General features: G+C 67.1%; 15 protein-coding genes. 10 read left to right on the top strand and 5 right to left on the bottom strand.

Features of this window, described 5'->3' with window-relative positions; all coding sequences use genetic code 11:
* The first annotated feature begins 96 nt into the window (after nt 1-96).
* The 5 genes from A5779_RS17465 to A5779_RS17445 all read left to right on the top strand — a co-directional run bounded on the left by A5779_RS17465 (nt 97) and on the right by A5779_RS17445 (nt 4,892).
* Nucleotides 97-1,065 (top strand): TerC family protein, encoded by a 969-nt coding sequence (locus tag A5779_RS17465; protein WP_064884074.1) that lies wholly within the window; start codon nt 97-99, stop codon nt 1,063-1,065.
* Nucleotides 1,066-1,120: 55 nt separating this feature from the next.
* Nucleotides 1,121-1,540 carry a hypothetical protein gene (locus A5779_RS17460; protein WP_064883977.1) on the top strand — a complete coding sequence of 140 codons (420 nt, stop codon included), beginning with the start codon at nt 1,121-1,123 and terminating at the stop codon, nt 1,538-1,540.
* A 126-nt stretch (nt 1,541-1,666) separates the two neighbouring features.
* Nucleotides 1,667-2,878 carry a PP2C family protein-serine/threonine phosphatase gene (locus tag A5779_RS17455; RefSeq protein WP_082941722.1) on the top strand — a complete coding sequence of 404 codons (1,212 nt, stop codon included), beginning with the start codon at nt 1,667-1,669 and terminating at the stop codon, nt 2,876-2,878.
* Complete coding sequence (locus A5779_RS17450; protein ID WP_064883976.1) at nt 2,875-4,452, top strand: sensor histidine kinase; 1,578 nt, start codon at nt 2,875-2,877, stop codon at nt 4,450-4,452. The genes A5779_RS17455 and A5779_RS17450 overlap by 4 nt, the downstream gene beginning before the upstream one ends.
* Nucleotides 4,449-4,892 carry a response regulator gene (locus A5779_RS17445; protein ID WP_036442566.1) on the top strand — a complete coding sequence of 148 codons (444 nt, stop codon included), beginning with the start codon at nt 4,449-4,451 and terminating at the stop codon, nt 4,890-4,892. Before A5779_RS17450 ends, A5779_RS17445 begins: the two co-directional genes overlap by 4 nt.
* On the opposite strand, the gene A5779_RS17440 is transcribed toward A5779_RS17445, so the two are convergent.
* From A5779_RS17440 to A5779_RS17420, 5 genes are all read right to left on the bottom strand, one after another.
* Nucleotides 4,865-5,308: an ATP-binding protein gene (locus A5779_RS17440; protein ID WP_064883969.1), complete on the bottom strand. Its 444-nt coding sequence runs from the start codon at nt 5,306-5,308 to the stop codon at nt 4,865-4,867. The genes A5779_RS17445 and A5779_RS17440 overlap by 28 nt on opposite strands.
* 33 nt (nt 5,309-5,341) lie before the next feature.
* Nucleotides 5,342-5,704, bottom strand: coding sequence for an STAS domain-containing protein (locus tag A5779_RS17435; protein ID WP_064883968.1), 363 nt, complete (start codon nt 5,702-5,704; stop codon nt 5,342-5,344).
* Nucleotides 5,705-5,788: 84 nt separating this feature from the next.
* Nucleotides 5,789-6,928: a serine hydrolase domain-containing protein gene (locus A5779_RS17430; RefSeq protein ID WP_064883967.1), complete on the bottom strand. Its 1,140-nt coding sequence runs from the start codon at nt 6,926-6,928 to the stop codon at nt 5,789-5,791.
* A 198-nt stretch (nt 6,929-7,126) separates the two neighbouring features.
* The gene (locus tag A5779_RS17425) at nt 7,127-7,672 is read right to left on the bottom strand and encodes a 2-oxo-4-hydroxy-4-carboxy-5-ureidoimidazoline decarboxylase (protein WP_064884072.1); all 546 of its coding nucleotides are present in this window, start codon (nt 7,670-7,672) and stop codon (nt 7,127-7,129) included.
* 79 nt (nt 7,673-7,751) lie between these two features.
* Nucleotides 7,752-8,240 carry an inorganic diphosphatase gene (locus A5779_RS17420; RefSeq protein ID WP_064883966.1) on the bottom strand — a complete coding sequence of 163 codons (489 nt, stop codon included), beginning with the start codon at nt 8,238-8,240 and terminating at the stop codon, nt 7,752-7,754.
* Between the two features lie 127 nt (nt 8,241-8,367).
* Here A5779_RS17420 and dacB point away from each other — a divergent pair, with 127 nt between their 5' ends.
* Genes dacB through A5779_RS17395 form a run of 5 tightly spaced genes read left to right on the top strand, consistent with a single transcriptional unit; the run spans nt 8,368 to nt 14,621 of the window.
* Entirely contained in the window at nt 8,368-9,750 is a 1,383-nt protein-coding gene (gene dacB / locus A5779_RS17415; protein WP_064883965.1) for a D-alanyl-D-alanine carboxypeptidase/D-alanyl-D-alanine endopeptidase, read from the top strand.
* Entirely contained in the window at nt 9,738-10,814 is a 1,077-nt protein-coding gene (locus A5779_RS17410) for an Rv3626c family coenzyme F420 biosynthesis-associated protein (RefSeq protein WP_064883964.1), read from the top strand. The genes dacB and A5779_RS17410 overlap by 13 nt, the downstream gene beginning before the upstream one ends.
* Complete coding sequence (gene tilS / locus A5779_RS17405; RefSeq protein ID WP_064883962.1) at nt 10,793-11,752, top strand: tRNA lysidine(34) synthetase TilS; 960 nt, start codon at nt 10,793-10,795, stop codon at nt 11,750-11,752. Before A5779_RS17410 ends, tilS begins: the two co-directional genes overlap by 22 nt.
* A 45-nt stretch (nt 11,753-11,797) precedes the next feature.
* Complete coding sequence (gene hpt / locus A5779_RS17400; protein ID WP_064883960.1) at nt 11,798-12,376, top strand: hypoxanthine phosphoribosyltransferase; 579 nt, start codon at nt 11,798-11,800, stop codon at nt 12,374-12,376.
* Between the two features lie 19 nt (nt 12,377-12,395).
* On the top strand, nt 12,396-14,621 hold the full coding sequence (locus tag A5779_RS17395) for a molybdopterin-dependent oxidoreductase (RefSeq protein WP_064883958.1): 2,226 nt from the start codon (nt 12,396-12,398) through the stop codon (nt 14,619-14,621).
* Nucleotides 14,622-14,667 lie beyond the last annotated feature (46 nt).

Genomic DNA, 14,667 nt, shown 5'->3' with positions numbered 1-14,667 from the left:
ATCACGTCGGTCGTCAAATGATCGATCGGTGTCGCGGGCCGGTGCGGGTAGCCGGTGGAAGAGACCTCCGGCGTTTTGACGACCGGAGGATTCTCGATGCAGGTAACTCAGCTGGAATGGATCATCACCCTGGCGGTGACGATCGCCGTTCTGCTGTTCGATGTCGTCGTGATCGGGCGACGCCCCCACGAACCCACCACGCGGGAGACCGCGACGTACCTGTCGATCTACATCGGCATGGCGGTGGCGTTCGGTGTGTGGGTCTGGTACTTCCACGGCCACCAGTTCGGGCTGGAGTTCTTCGCCGGGTGGCTCACCGAATACAGCCTGTCGGTCGACAACCTGTTCATCTTCTTGATCATCATGGCCAGCTTCAAGGTGCCGAGGATCTACCAGCAGCAGGCCCTGCTGGTCGGCATCATCCTGGCGCTGATCTTCCGCGGCATCTTCATCGCGCTCGGCGCGGTCGCGATCAACGAGTTCTCCTGGGTGTTCTACATCTTCGGCGCGTTCCTGGTGTACACCGCGATCAACCTGGTCCGGGACACCGACCACGACGACGACGGCGACAACGGGGTGGTGCGGTTCGCCCGCAAACACCTGCGTACCACGGACCAGTGGGACGGCCTGAAGCTGTGGGTGCACGACAATGGCAAGCGGCTGATGACGCCGATGTTCCTCGTGATCGTCGCTCTGGGCACCACCGATCTGCTGTTCGCGCTGGACTCCATCCCGGCGATCTACGGCCTCACCCAGGAGCCCTACCTGGTGTTCACGGCCAACGTGTTCGCCCTGATGGGACTGCGGCAGCTGTACTTCCTGCTCGGTGACCTGCTCAAGCGGCTCGTCTACCTGTCGCAGGGACTAGCGTTCATCCTGGCCTTCATCGGCGTCAAGCTGGTGCTGCACGCGCTGCACGAGAACGAGCTGCCGTTCATCAACGGCGGCGAGCCGGTGCACGTCCCGGAGATCCCGACGCTGGCCAGCCTCGGTGTGATCATCGTGACGCTGGCCATCACCACCGCCGCGAGTCTGTACAAGACCCGGGTGCGTGACGCGCGGTAGTCCCTTGGATTCCGGCTGAACGTAACTCTGTGTAGGTGCGATATTTGCACTTAGCGTGGCCGGGGTGCGGATATTCGTGGCGGATGCCGAGGCGTGGACCGAACTGACCGACGGTGGGGCGCCGACGGCGCGGATCTCCGCGCCCGACCTGGCGCAGGCGCGCCGGATCCGGTCCGGTCTCAAGTCGGAGGACGATGACGTCTCGGTGATCCTCGACGTCACGGTCGCGGTGGCGGGAGAGTTCAGCTCCGCCTACCGCTCGGCGCACAGATGGCACGAGCCGGCCGGTCCCGAGGCGCAGGTGCGCTACATCGGGACAGTTGACGGCCTGGCCGGCCTGATCGCGGACATCGAGGCGGCCGAGGTGGCCGACGGGGTCACCCTGATCGCGGCCGGGCCCGATCAGGATCCGCGGGTGCTGGGCGATGACGTGCTGCGCCGGCTGGAGCTGCGCTCACAGGCGCGAGCCTCCTGATCTCGAGCCCGCAATCGGTCGACTGCCGGGGAATTGACGCGTACGTCTAGGTATTCTCAACAACGTCGTCACTAAAGCAGAGGTCAGCGCGACCGGGTGGCCTCAGTGAGTGAAGGACGTGACCCCATGCGCGCGGAGCAGACCTACCCCTCAGTCACACTCGCCGGTCCCGCTCCAGGGCGGCGATTATCGCTGTTGCTGGTCGAGGACGACCGGGGCGATGCGTTGTTGGTCGAAGAGCAGATCGCCGACGTGGCCGGCACCGCCGACATCGACCTGGCTTGGGTGCAGTCCATGTCGGCTGCCGAGCGGTCATTGATCGAGTCCCGCCCCGACTGTGTGTTGCTCGACCTGAACCTTCCCGACGCGGACGGCATCGATGCGCTGCACCGGTTGGGCAAGCTTGATCCGGCGATCCCGATCATCGTGCTCACCGGCCTGAACGACGAGCACTTCGGCGTCTCGGCGGTCGCTTCGGGAGCGCAGGACTATCTCGTGAAGGGCCGTGTCGACCCGGAGATGCTGCGGCGGGCCGTCGTGTACTCCATCGAGCGCAAACGCGCCGAGTTGACCGCGGTGGACCTGCACGCGAGCCGACTGCGGGAACGGGAGAACGCGCGCCTGGAGCGTGGCCTGTTGCCGTCACCACTGCTGTTGGAAGAACCGGGTGTCGAGGTCGTCACGCACTCGCTGCCGAGCCGCCGCGACGCCTTGCTGGGTGGTGATTTCTACGACATCGTCCAAACGCCGGACCGGACGGTGCACGTGATGATGGGCGATGTGGCCGGACATGGACCGGATGAGGCCGCATTGGGGGTGGCGCTGCGCATCGGTTGGCGTGCACTGACATTCGCAGGCCTGCGGGGAAACGAGCGGATGCGTCAGTTGGACCGCGTGCTCACCACCGAGCGTCCAGGTCCGGGGATCTTCGCAACCTTGCTCAGCGTGGCGCTCGATCCCGACAGCGGGGAATACGACGTGGTGCGTGCCGGTCACCCCGGCCTGCTCGCGCATGGTCCCGACGCCGTGCAGTGGATCGAACCGGAGGCGGGTTCGGCGCTGGGTCTCGGCGCAAGAGAGTGGCCCGTCAACCGACTGGCACTGCCAGAACAGCATGGTCTGCTACTGCTCACCGACGGATTGTTCGAGGGACATGCCGGCCCCGGCGGCGCACGTCTGGGCGAAGGAGGATTGCTCGAGTTGGCCAATTCGCTTGCGGCGCTACCCGGGCGCGACTTCGTCGGTGCACTGGTCGCCGAGGTCGAATCCCGCGCGCGGCCGCACGGCGGTCTCAGCGATGACATCGCGATGATCAGAGTGGAGCGTTCGTCGGTATGAAGCTCACGGTGCAAGGTTGGCAGAACCTGCTGGTGTCGGCGATGTGCGTGATCGTCCTGACCGGTGCGATCGCGGGCATCGCGCTGGTGGCCCGAACCGACGCCGTGTCGCGAGAGCTCATCGACAACATTCAGCCCGCCCGGGTTGCGGCGTATCAACTGCAGGCGGCGCTGCGGGATCAGGAGACGGCTGTGCGCGGATACGCCATCGCCGCAGACCCTCGGTTCCTCGATCCCTACGGCGACGGACAGGGTGCGGAATCGGCTGCGGCAGCGGATATCCGCGGTTACCTGGCCGGTCACGACGGCCTGCTGGCCGATCTCGCTTCGATCGAGACTGCGGCGGCAGCCTGGCGGGCCAACTATGCAGAGCCGCTCATCGCCGGCGTCCAGGTGGGTCGGCCCGCGGTTGTCGACCCCCGCACCGCAGATCGCGGCAGGGCTGCATTCGACGGACTGCGCGAACTTTTCGACGTGCAGAACGCCAACCTCAGTCAGGCCAGGCAGGCCAGCGTCGACGAGCTGGACCACGTCCGGGCCTGGCGCAACGGCGTGGTGATCGCGATGATCGCGGCGTTCTTCGCCATGGCGGTTCTGATGACCGTGCTGGTGCGCAGCGCCGTCACCGGGCCACTGACCGCGCTTGCCGCCTCGTGCCGCAGGATCACCGAGGGCAACTTCGCGCAACGCATCGTCCCGCAGGGCCCCAAGGACATTCGGGCGATCGCAGCCGATGTCGAGGACATGCGCCAGCGGATCGTCGAAGAACTCGACGCGTCGCAGTCCGCCAAGGATGCCCTCGATCAGCAGGCAGATGAACTGCGCCGGTCCAATGCCGAACTGGAGCAGTTCGCGTATGTGGCATCGCATGATCTCCAGGAACCGTTGCGCAAGGTCGCCTCGTTCTGTCAGCTGCTGGAGAAGCGCTACGGCGACAAACTGGACGAGCGGGGGGCCGAGTACATCGGCTTCGCTGTCGACGGGGCCAAGCGCATGCAGGTACTGATCAACGATCTACTGACGTTCTCGCGGGTGGGCCGGCTCAACGCCACCCATGCCGAGGTGAACCTCGACGACGCACTCGACAGCGCGCTGAAGAACCTGGCCGCCTCCGTCGGGGAGTCGGGTGCCGAGATCGAGCGACCGGACGAGCCGTTGCCGCAGATAGACGGTGATCCCACACTCATGACCATGCTGTGGCAGAACCTGATCGGAAACGCGGTGAAGTTCCGTCGCGAGGGGGTTGTGCCCCGGATCGTCATCGACTGCCGGCCGGGTACCGGTGAACTGGCAGAGAACTGGGTATTCAGTGTTTCGGACAATGGAATCGGCATCGGCGAGGAGTTCGTGGACAAGGTGTTCGTCATATTCCAACGCCTGCACGGACGTGACGCCTTCAGTGGCACCGGTATCGGGCTCGCGTTGTGCAAGAAGATCGTCGAGCACCACGGCGGATCCATCTGGATCGACACGTCGTACTCGCCCGGAACCCGGTTCATGTTCACCCTGCCCGTCACGCCCACGACCGTGCCCGACGTCGTGCCGGAAGCCCAGTTGGAAGGAAGTTCCAAGTGACCTCATCCGTCAACCGAGCCATTGACATCCTGTTGGTCGAAGACGATCCCGGTGACGAGCTCATCACCCGGGAAGCCTTCGAGCACAACAAGATCAAGAACAACCTGCACGTTGCCCGCGATGGCGAGGAAGGCCTGGACTTTCTGTATCGGCGCGGCGCGTTCGAAGGTGCGCCGCGCCCGGATCTGATCCTGCTCGACCTGAACCTGCCGAAATACGACGGCAGACAGTTGTTGGAGAAGATCAAGTCGGACGTCGAACTGTGCCACATCCCGATCGTGGTGCTGACCACGTCGTCAGCCGAGGAGGACATCCTCCGCAGCTACAAGCTGCACGCCAACGCCTACGTCACCAAGCCCGTCGACCTGGACCAGTTCATGAGTGCGGTCCGTCAGATCGACGAGTTCTTCGTTCAGGTGGTGCGGCTTCCGCAGTTCTGATCGATCTGATCCCACTGAAGGCGGACTTCGGTGCCTTCGTGGTTCGTGTCGATGACGGCTCGATCTGTGAGCGCGCGCATCAACGGGATACCGCGACCGCGGGCCGGGTTCTTGTGGTCTGTCTCGGCGATCCGCCACACGCCCTCATCGGCGACGGTGACGGTGAGTACCGCCTTGTCCCCGTCGTAATCGGCCCGCACGTGCATCAACCCGGGCGCCGAGGCATCGACATACGCGAATTCCGCGGCGTTGGCCAGCGCCTCGTTCACGGCCAGGACCACATCGCTGGCCTTGGTGGGATCGAGCATGAGATGCGTGCTCAGCCAACTGGAGAACTCGCGGCGTATCAGCGCCGCATCTTCCGGTGCGGCCCTGACATCCTTCGTGAACTGAGCTGACTGGCCTGCTTCTGTCATGTCGACCTGCTGGCTACCCCGTTGTGGCCGGTGTTATGTCTTCAATGCGGCCAGTGCCTCGTCGAGCGTCGCATACAGATCGACGACCTCGGCGATTCCGACCAGTTTGAGCGGCCGGCTCGTGGCCGGACCGTCGGCGACGACGGAGAACCGCGCGGTGTCGCCCAGCTGTTCCCTGGCGGCCACCAGCACGCCCATCCCGGCAGATGCCAGGAATTCCACGGCGCTCATGTCGACAATGATGGCCGAGGGTGAGCTCTTGGCGGCAGAGGTGATCGCCTCTTCGAGTTTGGGTGCGGTGAGCATGTCGACAGTTCCGGCCACTGCCACCACAGTCACCTCACCGACACGGCTTTCCTCCACCGAGCAGCCTGCCGGGTCCGGTTGGCTGGTCATCTGGTCACCTCCGACGTATCTCTTGCATCCATGGCGACGGCATCCAAGGAGGCGTCGCCAAATACTAACGGTGTAGTCGGACCTTCATGCCAGGGCCTCGTAGAACAGGGTGAGATAGCGCGCGGTACGGGGCGATCCTTCGACGCCCGCACCCATCCTGTTCATCACATAGGCGAACGTGGCGCGGTGATCGGGATTGCAGGTCTCCCACGAACCGCCCCAGCCGCCCCAGAAACAGATCTTGCCGTCCGGGACATAGGGCACGGTCTGTGTCTGCGGCAGGCCGAAGCCGAGGCCCCAGCGCAGCGGGTGGCCGAGCAGCACCAGGTCGGGGCTCTCGAGTTGCAGCTCGAAGATCGACTCGACCGTCTCGGGCTGGAGCAGCTTGACCCCCTCGACCGTGCCGCCCAGCGAGATCGCCGACAGGATCCGGGCCAGCGACCGGGCGTTGCCGTGTCCGTTACCCGCGCCGATGTCGGCGGCGCGCCAGTCCGCGGTGTTCGCGATCTCCGGTGACGGCGTACCCGCGAACGTCTTGAGCGCGATCTCCGATATCTGGTCGAGCGGAATATCGAGGGGTTCGTCTGCCGCGATGATGTCAGCGACGCGGTGATGGTCTTCGGGACGCGCGCCGATCTGGAAGTCGGCGCCCAACGGTGCCGCGATCTCGTCACGGACGAACTCTTTGAGCGACTTACCGGTCACCCGGCGCAGCACCTCGCCGATCAGGTGGCCGTGGGTCAGCGCGTGGTATCCCGACGCGGTGCCCGGCTCCCACCACGGTGCCTGCGCGGCCAGCGCGGCCGTGGACTTCTCCCAGTCATAGCTGTCCTCGATCGCGAACGGCTGGTCCCATCCGGCCAAACCTGAGCTGTGGGTCAGCAGGTGTCGAAACTCGATGTCCTGCTTGCCGTTTGCGGCGAATTCCGGCCAGTACTCGGCCACCGGTGTGTCGGCGGTGATCAGCCCACGGTCGATCAGCATGAGCCCGGACAGTGCGGTCACCGTCTTGGTGGACGAGAAGACGTTGACGATGGTGTCGGACTCCCACGTGCGGGTCCGGGCGGCGTCGGCGTACCCGCCCCACATGTCGACGACGAGTTCACCGTCGATGTCGATCGCGATGGCCGCCCCGGTCTCCTCTCCACTGGCCAGCCCGTCTGCCAACGCATCGCGGATCGAAGAGAAGCGGGCATCGCAGTGGCCGTGTACGAGGTCGTCCATCGCGACATCATCGCCGGACCAAGCCCATCACGGGCGCGATTCACCGAACGGGCGTGACCAGCTGCCCTGACTCCAGAAACCGGTCCAGATTGGTGATCTCGGCGGCGTGTTCGGCCAGAAATGCCTGTCGCTGGTCCCCGTCGGGCAGGGCATGGCTGTCCTCGGTCGGTGCAGGCCTGGCAGTGAAATCGACCCGGTTTACCAGTTGTAGTAGCCGCCCTCGGGACCGAGCATGCGTTCCAGCCGGGCCCGGTTGATGCGGGCCAACTCGTTGCGGACCACCTTGCGTTCGGTGTCGCGGTCGTGGTGCAGCCGGTCGATGATCGCGGCCATGGCCCGGTGCGCGCAGCCGGCGCCCGATGTCGCGGCCGGGGCCGCTCCGTCTTCGACGAACATCACGAAGCCGAACCCGAACCGTTCGGCGTAGTGCTGGACCTCGGCGTTGAGCTGTGTCATCACCGCGGGATCGTCGTCCCACACCGAGCACTGTTCGCACACCGACTTCGGGCTGCGGGGACGCCGCCCGATGTGTGGATAGGCCTGCAGTACCCGGTCGATGGAATCCTCGCCGAGACTGAACAGCAGAGCATCGGCCTGCCGGAACAGTGCGGCATGGTCGGCGAACGGACGCCCACCGGCAAGATCGGTCGCCAGCACCACGCTGTAACAGCACTCGTACACGGCGTGCACTGCACGGCGCGTCGGCAACGCGTTGTACGCCTCAAGTCCCAGGCCCTGATGCATCAACACCTGGTCAAGCATGAGCGGCGCAGAGCACAGGGGGGTTACCCCGTGTTACAGCGAGGCTAAATGAGTGGGCTGCTCAGTGACCTTCGGTCTTGAACCGCTCGACCGAACGCTGCAACTCGGCCTCGGCCTCTTCACGGCCCACCCAGTCGGCGGTCTTGACGAACTTGCCCGGCTCCAGGTCCTTGTAGTGCACGAAGAAGTGCTTGATCGCGTCGAGTTCGAACTGCGGCACGTCGCCGAGGTCCTGGATGTGGTCCCAGCGCGGGTCTCCGGCAGGCACGCACAGCAACTTGTCGTCGCCGCCGGCCTCGTCGGTCATCTTGAACATCGCGACCGGGCGGGCCTCGACGGTGCAGCCGGGGAACACCGACTCGGGCAGCAGCACCAGCGCATCCAGCGGATCGCCGTCCTCGCCGAGGGTGTCTTCGAAGAACCCGTAGTCGGCGGGGTAGCCGAATGCGGTGTAGAGGTAGCGGTCGAGCTTGACCCGGCCGGTTTCGTGGTCAACCTCGTACTTGTTGCGCGAACCCTTCGGGATCTCGATGACGACGTCGAACTTCACCGTCGCGGCTCCTTCGCATCTGCGGTCAGTCTTGGGTCGTCGGGCGACGACGCGGGTCAACCCTAATCGAGCGATAGTCTGGCCTAAACGGGTGGCTCGTTCCCACCACCGGCAGAGCAGGAGAAATATGCGGCCCACTCGGTGGCGGCAGTCCACCCATGTGGCGGTTGGCGTCGTGGTCTTGATGCTGGTCGCCGGTGTCGTCGCGCTTGCTGCCGTGCTCACCGGGCACCGTTCCAGTGATGCCGCGGCGGCCACACCTGCACCTCCGCCTGCGACTGCGAGCCCGGGGATCGTCCCGGTGGACATGTCGGCGCCGAGCCCGACCGTGAGCGGCCTGGCCGCCGCGCTGGCCCCGGCTCTGGCCAATCCCGATCTCGGTCTGGTGACCGGCCGGATCACCGACGCCGAGACCGGCGCCGAACTGTGGGAGCAGAATTCCGGGGTGCCGATGCAGCCGGCGTCGGTCAACAAGGTGCTGACCACAGCCGCAGCGCTGCTCACTCTGGACCGCAACGCCCGGCTGGCCACGACGGTACTGGCCGTCGACTCGCAACCCGGTCTGGTGGTGCTCAAGGGCGGCGGGGACACCACGCTCTCGGCGGCGCCGGACGACACCGATACCTGGTACAAGGGCGCGGCCCGCATCAGCGACCTCGCCGAGCAGGTGCGCGGCAGCGGGATCACGGTCACCGCGGTGCGGGTGGACACCAGCGACTACAGCGGCCCGACGATGGCACCGGGCTGGGATCCCGCCGACATCGAGGGCGGTGACATCGCACCGATGGAGCCGGTGATGCTCGACGGTGGACGCATCCAGCCGACGACGGTGGAATCCAGGCGTTCGACCACACCGGCACTCGACGCGGGCCGGGCCCTGGCCACCGCCCTGCGGGTGGACCCCGCGACGGTGACGGTGCTGCCCGCAGAGGTCTCGGGTGGCAGGCAGATCGCCGCGGTGCAGTCCGCGCCACTGATCGAGCGCCTGCGCCAGATGATGAACGAGTCCGACAACGTGATGGCCGAGTCGATCGCCCGCGAGGTCGCCGCACAACTGCACCGGCCGCAGAGTTTCGACGGTGGTGTCGACGCGGTGACGAGCCAACTCGAAGGCGTTGGCATCGACATGTCGGCCGCCAAGCTGGTCGATTCCAGCGGCCTGTCGACCGATGACCGGCTGACCGCCCGGATCCTCGACGAGGTCGTCAACCTCGCGGCGGGCAACACCGAACCGGCCATGCGGCCGCTGGTAGATCTGCTGCCCATCGCCGGGGGCAGCGGCACGCTGTCCAACCGCTACCTCGACACCGCTGCCGGCCGTGACGCCGCGGGCTGGCTGCGAGCCAAGACCGGATCGCTGACCGGGACCAACGCGCTGGCCGGCATCGTCACCGACGACAACGGCCGGGTGCTGACGTTCGCGCTGATCTCCAACAACGCCGGGCCCACCGGACGCACCGCGATCGACGAGCTGGCTGCCGTGCTGCGGTCGTGCGGATGTGGCACGTGAGCGACCGGGTCGCCGTGACCGCGGGCCGCGCGGTCGACTGGGACTTCGCCGCGACAGTCGGGGCGAAGCTGGCCCGGCCGGCCCCGGCAGCCACGGACTACACCCGCAACCAGGTGATTCAGCAGCTCTCGGAGAGTTCGAAGGCCGCCGAGCTGCCGGTGCGCGAGGTGACGGGTCTGATCGAGGGCGCGGAGGTGCCCGAGGCCCGGGTGGTGGACCGCCCCGAGTGGATCCGGGCGGCCACCCGTTCGATGCGGGTGATGACCACCGGGATCCAACCGGGCGACGAAACTGACGAGCACAAGCCGGGATTCATCACCGGGCGGGTGACCGGGGCGCAAACCGGTGCGGTGCTGGCATTCATCTCCTCGGGCATCCTGGGCCAGTACGACCCGTTCGGCCCCGACGGCGGCGAGCTGTTGCTGGTGTATCCGAACGTCATCGCGGTGGAACGTCAATTACGGGTCACCCCAGCCGATTTCCGGTTGTGGGTGTGCCTGCACGAGGTCACCCACCGGGTCCAGTTCCGCGCCAACCCTTGGCTGGCCGACCACATGTCACAGGCCCTGGCGGTGCTGACCCAGGATGCCGGCGAGGACGTCACCGAGATGGTGGGACGACTCGCGGAGTTTGTCCGGACCCAGCGCAATGGTCAAGCGCCGGACCCGAATTCGACCGGTGTGCTGGGCCTCATGCGTGCCGTGCAGGCCGAGCCTCAGCGCCGGGCACTGGATCAGCTGCTGGTGCTGGGCACGCTGCTGGAGGGGCACGCCGATCACGTGATGGATGCCGTCGGCCCGGCGGTGGTGCCCACCGTCTCGACGATCCGGCGTCGCTTCGACGAACGCAGGCAGCGCAAGCAGCCGCCGCTGCAGCGTCTCGTGCGCGCGCTTTTGGGCTTCGACGCCAAGATCAGCCAGTACACGCGGGGTAAGGCCTTCGTCGACCATGTGGTCACGACGGTCGGGATGGCCCGGTTCAACACGATCTGGTCGAACCCCGACACCCTGCCGCTGCCCGACGAGATCGACGAACCGCAGCGATGGATCGATCGGGTGCTGTAGCCGCACTGCGGCGGGCGGTGGCCGCCGCCGGCGAGCGGATCGACGGCGCGAGCTGGTGTGTGGCACTGTCCGGAGGCTCGGATTCCCTGGCGCTGACCGCGGTGGCCGCGGAGTTGCGGCCCACCACTGCGCTGATCGTCGACCACCGGTTGCAAGCCGGATCCGATGCTGTCGCCGACACCGCCCGCCGACAGGCGCTGAAACTGGGTTGTGTTGGGGCGCAAGTGCTTTCGGTCGACGTCGGCCGTGTCGGCGGGCCGGAGGCCGCTGCCCGTCAGGCACGCTATGCGGCCCTGGGAACCGCGCGGGACAACGCACCGGTACTCCTCGGGCACACCCTCGACGATCAGGCCGAGACGGTGCTGCTCGGGCTCGGCCGCGGATCGGGAGCGCGCTCGATCGCCGGTATGCGCCCGCACGACCCGCCGTGGCACCGGCCGCTGCTGGGGGTGCGGCGGGAACTGACCCGTACGGCGTGCGACGAACTCGGCGTCACCCCGTGGCAGGACCCGCACAATGCCGACCGGCGGTTCACCCGGGTGCGGTTGCGGCACGAGGTGCTGCCGCTGCTGGAGGACGTGCTCGGCGGTGGAGTGGCCGAAGCCCTGGCTCGCACCGCCACGGCGCTGCGGGAAGACACCGAGACGCTCGATGCCCTGGCCGGTGACGCGCTGGCGGCGACGCGAACGGAGGCAGGCGGTCTGGACACGGCCCGGTTGTCGGCGTTGCCCGACGCGCTCCGGCGCCGGGTGATCCGGGCCTGGTTGCTGGCCGGTGGCGCGTGTGATCTGACCGACACCCAGATCCGCGCGGTGGACCGACTGGTGGCGGCCTGGCGTGGGCAGGGCGGGGTGGCCGTCGGTTCCGGGCTGCGCAAACAGCGGTTGTTCGCGGCGCGGCGGGCCGGCGTGTTGGTGATGCACACCGAACCGGTCTAGCGATCCGCGTTGGAATGCGGCCCCTTCACGTGGCACGCTGTTGCAGTGGCTGTCGACTCTGCCGAGCTGTATGCGGGAGACATCAAATCGGTGCTGTTGTCCGAGGAGCAGATCCGGACGCGCACCGTCGAACTCGCCGAGATGATCGCCGAGCAGTACCGCGACAATTTGGGCAACGACGACCTGCTGTTGGTCACCGTGCTCAAGGGCGCGGTCATGTTCGTCACCGATCTGGCCCGGACCATCCCGCTGCCGACGCAGCTGGAGTTCATGGCGGTCAGCTCGTACGGATCGTCGACCTCGTCCTCCGGCGTCGTCCGGATCCTCAAGGATCTCGACCGTGACATCAACGACCGCGATGTGCTGATCGTCGAGGACATCATCGACTCAGGTCTGACCCTGTCCTGGTTGCTCCGCAACCTCGCCACCCGTCACCCGCGCTCGCTCCGGGTGTGCACGCTGCTGCGCAAGCCCGAGGCCGTCAAGACCGAACTCGACGTCGCCTACGTGGGCTTCGACATCCCCAACGAGTTCGTCGTCGGCTACGGTCTGGACTTCGCCGAGCGCTACCGCGACCTGCCCTACATCGGCACTCTCGAACCGAAGGTGTACGAAGCGCCCTAAGCAGCGCAGAATTCGGTGCATGGCTGATACCTGCACGGCGCTTCGGATCTGCCCCTTCTGCGAGGCCACCTGTGGCCTCACGCTCACGATCTCCGACGGCCGGGTGACCGGTGCCCGCGGTGACCGCGACGACGTGTTCAGCGCGGGATTCATCTGCCCGAAAGGCGCCAGCTTCGGCGAACTCGACAACGACCCGGACCGGTTGACTCACCCGCTGGTCCGTCGTGATGGCGTCCTGACCGAGTCCACCTGGGACGAGGCCTACGCCGTCATCACCGAGCGCCTCGGCGCCGTGATCGCCGAGCACGGCGGCAGCTCGGTCGGGGTTTACCTGGGCAATCCGAACGCGCACACCGTCGCCGGCAGCCTGTACGCGCCGCTGATCATCAAGGGCCTCGGCACCCGGCAGGTGTTCAGCGCCAGCACGCTGGATCAGATGCCCAAGCACGTCGCACTCGGTCTGATGTTCGGCAGCCCGGTCGCGTTCACCGTGCCCGATCTCGACCGCACCGACTACCTCGTGATCATCGGTGCGAATCCGATGGTGTCCAACGGCAGCCTGGCCACCGCGGCCGATTTCCCCGGCAAGCTGCGGGCCCTGCGCAAACGCGGCGGCAAGCTCGTCGTCATCGACCCCGCCCGCACCCAGACGGCCAAACTCGCCGACCGGCATCTCGCCCCGCGGCCCGGCACGGACGCGGCGCTGCTGTTCGCCGTCGTGCACGTGCTGTTCGAGGAGGATCTCGTCGATCTCGGTCGACTCGCCGAGCATGTCACCGGCATCGAGGAGGTCCGCGCGCTGGCGGACGAGTTCTCGCCTGAAGCCGTGGAGACAGCCTGCGGTGTGGGCGCCGAGGAGATCCGGGATCTGGCCCGGGAACTCGCGGCGGCGCCGACCGCGGCCGTCTACGGCCGGATCGGCACGTCGACGGTCGAGTTCGGGACCATCGGCAGCTGGCTCGTCGACGTCATCAACATCCTCACCGGGAACCTCGACCGCCCCGGCGGCGCGATGTTCGCGCTCGGGGCCGCCGCCCCCGCGCCGCGGCCGCCGAAACCGGGCCGCGGTTTCCGGATCGGGCGGTGGGCCAGTCGGGTCTCGGGCTATCCCGAGGCGCTCTCCGAACTGCCCGCGGCCGCACTCGCCGAGGAGATCGACACCGCGGGCGAGGGCCAGATCAAGGCGATGATCACCATCGCAGGCAACCCGGTGCTGTCCGCGCCGGACGGCGACCGCCTCGACAAGGCCCTCGACAGTGTCGACTTCATGCTGAGCGTCGACCCCTACCTCAACGAGACCACGCGCCATGCCGACGTGATCCTGCCGCCGCCTCCGCCGTCGCAGAGCGCCCACTTCGACGTCGCGCTGAACAATCTCGCGGTACGCAACAACGTGCGGTACTCAGCGCCAGCACTGCCGCTCGACGGCCGGCCGGACGAGCCCGAGATCTTGTCTCGGCTCGCCCTCATCCTCTACGGCATCGGCGCCGACGGCGATCCCGCCCTCGTCGACGCCCAGGTGATCGCGACAACCCTGGCGAAAGAGGTCGCCAACCCCGATTCACCCGTGGCGGGGCGCGACGTCGCCGAGCTCACCGCCATGCTGTACGACGGGCCCGGCTACGAACGGCGCCTGGACATGATGCTGCGGGTCGGGCCATACGGCGACGCCTTCGGCGCCAAGCCGGACGGGCTCACCATGGAGCGGTTGAAGGCCAACCCACACGGCATCGACCTGGGGCCGCTGCGACCGCGGATCCCCGAGATTCTCCGAACCCCAAGTGGGCAGATCGAACTCGCGCCCGAACCGATCGTCACCGATGTGGCACGCCTGCGCGACGCCCTCGCCCGCTCCGCCGGCGGATTCCTGCTGATCGGCCGACGTCACCTGCGGTCCAACAACAGCTGGATGCACAACCTCCCGGCGCTGTCGGGTGGCTCCAACCGGTGCACCCTGCAGATCCACCCCGACGACGCGGCTGATCTGGGCCTCACCGACATCGCGGTGATCAAGGGTCCGGGCGGCGAGCTGATGGCCCCGATCGAGGTCGACGACGGCATGCGGCGCGGCGTGGTCTCGCTACCGCACGGCTGGGGTCACGACCGCAGTGGCACCGGGCAGCGGCTCGCGGCCAGCCATCCCGGGGCCAACGTCAACCAGCTCAACGACGGCACCCATCTCGATCCGCTGTCGGGCACAGCGGTGCTCAACGGGATTCCGGTCGACATCGCGCCGGCGGGCTGAGCTTTTTCGCCGAAACGGCATTCCAGCAGGCTCCTACTCGCACTTT

The sequence above is a fragment of the Mycolicibacterium peregrinum genome, from assembly GCF_001665625.1.
GTDB classification, from domain to species: Bacteria; Actinomycetota; Actinomycetes; order Mycobacteriales; family Mycobacteriaceae; genus Mycobacterium; species Mycobacterium peregrinum_B.
Note: the sequence above shows the minus strand (reverse complement) of the source record. Positions and strands in the feature narration are given on the sequence as shown.